The following is a 3,020-nucleotide window of genomic DNA, read 5'->3' as shown; positions in this document are numbered from 1 at the left end:
TTAGGTATCATAGAATCAATTCTTATTATTACTCAGGAATATTCATCAAATGTCCCTAGTTGCCTTACATTTTCTTATAAATCCTACTTCAGCCAACTCGCCAACAGTGCTCCGTCATCTCCCACAACTGCTCTTTCTGCACATGATTCATGTATTTATCAGACAAGTTTTCCGGTGGTTATTGACATACAGTTGTCCCGTAACGCCTGCCTCCTTTTCATCCAATAGCAAACCAACTGCTGTAGAAGCACCCTTCTCAGGCTTACGGATAAAAGGACGGAAAAAAATATCCGTCAACGAATAGAACCACTTATGCATCGTAATCATATTAGTAGAAACAATTCCCGGATCGGCAGCATTGACGGTGATTCCTTTCCCACGAAGTTGCTCAGAGAGTCAAAAGTAAATAGTAACAAAGCCAGTTTAGTATTACTGTAAACGGGAATTATCCAAAAACTCCCCATTCTCCCCTTGTGAAAGAAATATGGGAAATCGAGCTTACCCGATCGCGTATGTACAGGAGGCCATGTTTACGATACGCGCCCCACGCACCATCAGCGGAACTAATTTCGGGTAAGCAGATAAGGTCCCATATAGTTCACACTTACCGTTCGTTCAAATCCATCAGAAGTAGTATGAAATCCTGTTTCCAGCGTTCCGGCATTATTCATCAACAAAGCAATTGGAAGATTCCTTTCTAAAATCTGATTAGCAAAAGAAACGACAGATTGCATGAAAAATAAATCAATACGCATTACTTCCAAATCCGTATTTCCAGTTTTTCAACCTTGACGTTCCCAACAATTTCCACTTTTTGCGGGTTATAACATGCCATTATGATTCGATAACCGGCTTTGGCTACGGCACGTGTTATTTCTGTTCCCATTCCTCCGTCCGCACCAGTGATAATCGCCCATTTCATTTCACTCATTTTTTCTCCAATTTATCAATTTCCTTTTGTAAAGACAAAGGTAATTGTTCTTTCAAATGTTGATGACAAGCCATTTCTATCGTATACATACGCCCTATACAATAATTACTGTGTCCACAGTTGCAATGTCGCCTGTTCTTCCTTTTTCATCCGATTCACAAACCCCGGTTCGTTGAGTAAACTAGCCCATGTACGGCATCAAAGCTAAAATAGAGCACTTCGTCTATTTTCTGCCGAGAAACAAGACCACCGACATAAATCAGCGGTGCATCCGGAAGAGCCGCCCGGAATTTCAGCGCATCTTCCAAGAAATACGCTTCTTTGAAAGGCACGGAAGGTATCATCCATTTACCAAACATACGGACTCCATATTTCAGCCACCAACAATTCATATAGTAAGACATCGAACGGATTGGCATAGCACCCCGCATCACATACATCGGTGCCCGACTCACAAAACCTCCACTCAATACCAATCCATGAACTCCATGTTCCATAGAGCCGTTTAGCCACTTGTATAGATTCGTCTATCTCCATTCCTCCCTTAAAACCGTCACGCATATTCATTTTCACAAAAACGGCCATATCATTGCCCGCCTCTTTCATCACTTCTTCCATCACTAAGTCCATAAAACGCATCCGGTTTTCAAGCGAACCACCATATTCATCTTTCCGGTGATTGGTATAGGGAAGCAAGAATTGACTAATCAAATACCCGTGTCCTGCATGTACTTCAACGGCATCAAATCCAGCTTTTCTTGCCAAATTAACAGCATTTCCATATGCTTGTGCCATTTCCGGAAGCTCCTTTCTTTTCATTCCACGCACAAACGTAGGAGAATAAAGATTAAAACCCGAAGATGCGGATATAGGAGTAACACCACAAATATTTTTATGGGACATATTTCCACAATGTCCGATTTGTATTCCCACTGCCGCCCCTTCATTATGTACAGCTTCTGTCAATTCATGTAAACGGGGAATAATAGACGGACGCAACCACAACTGACGATCGAAAGAAAGACCGCTTTGCGTCACGGCGGCATAAGCCACTGTTGTCATACCCACTCCTCCCGCAGCCACCGACCGATGGTAATCCAATAACATCTGTGTAGGAGTATTCCCCGGGCACATACTCTCAAAAGCTGCCGAACGAATTGTCCGATTCCGCAATGTCAGAGGACCGAAGGTTACCGGACTAAAAAGTTTAGATTCCATAGTAATTATATTAATTAAGTCGTATTCAAGTCATGATAAAAAGTGTTCTTAATAAAGAAAAGGAAACACTCGTTTCCGCTCGCCCACCGCATCTCCGAATTCTTCACGATAACGACACCAGATCGCGTTAGCACGAGGAACAAGATTAGCAATTGTCCACCAAAAGAAAACAAGTCCGGAAAGCGAGCAAGTGAGTATCGCCCAACCTGCCCATTCTACTATCTCCCCGAAATAGTTGGCAGAAGTGACATAACGGTACATTCCTTTTTGAGGCAGATAATGCCTGGTATCTCCCGGTTTGCGCAAGTGCCGGATAATATGATCCGAATGCCAGTTCACCAGCATACCTGTGAAAAAAAGCAGCGTGCCTATAATAAACCACGGCGAAGTGAACCAATCGGATTGATACATCGTTTCGGGAGCAAGATAAAAAATCCACTCACCTTGCATATAGCCATTGAGCAGATTAAAAAGAATACCCATTGACATGATTGCCAGCGGCATCTTACTTTTTCCTTTCAATAACAGAGGGAAGATGAAAGAACGCTGGAAATAATGAATCTGAAAAAATAGGAAGAAAGTGAAGACCACCGGCGCAAACCGACGCTCGGAATATATCCACATTACGCACATTACCATAAAAACCGGAGCTTCCATCAATATCCAAGCTAGTTTATTGGAGATAGCTACACCCCACGATTCGGTACGGAAAATGCCGTAGCCGGCTTTCACAAAGTAAAGGGCGATAAAAACCAATAAAGCAATCAGGCTCATCGCGCTCAAAAACAGATTAAAAGAAGTGGTAGTCATACAGATATTCTTTTGCAATGTGCAAAAGTAACAAAAATGAGGAAATCTGCAGCACAAAACC

At 42.5% G+C, this 3,020-nt stretch carries 1 protein-coding gene and 2 pseudogenes; all 3 read right to left on the bottom strand.

Features of this window, described 5'->3' with window-relative positions; genetic code table 11:
• Positions 1-83 precede the first annotated feature (83 nt).
• Positions 84-931: pseudogene (locus tag AB9N12_RS16780) on the bottom strand (SDR family NAD(P)-dependent oxidoreductase).
• Positions 928-2,149 (bottom strand): annotated as a pseudogene (locus AB9N12_RS16775) (NADH:flavin oxidoreductase). The pseudogenes AB9N12_RS16780 and AB9N12_RS16775 overlap by 4 nt, the downstream one beginning before the upstream one ends.
• Before the next feature lie 48 nt (positions 2,150-2,197).
• Complete coding sequence (locus AB9N12_RS16770) at positions 2,198-2,959, bottom strand: DUF1295 domain-containing protein (protein ID WP_369892327.1); 762 nt, start codon at positions 2,957-2,959, stop codon at positions 2,198-2,200.
• Positions 2,960-3,020 lie beyond the last annotated feature (61 nt).

The sequence above is a fragment of the Bacteroides sp. AN502(2024) genome (genome assembly GCF_041227145.1).
Lineage (GTDB): Bacteria > Bacteroidota > Bacteroidia > Bacteroidales > Bacteroidaceae > Bacteroides.
This window is presented reverse-complemented; position numbering and strand designations above follow the sequence as displayed.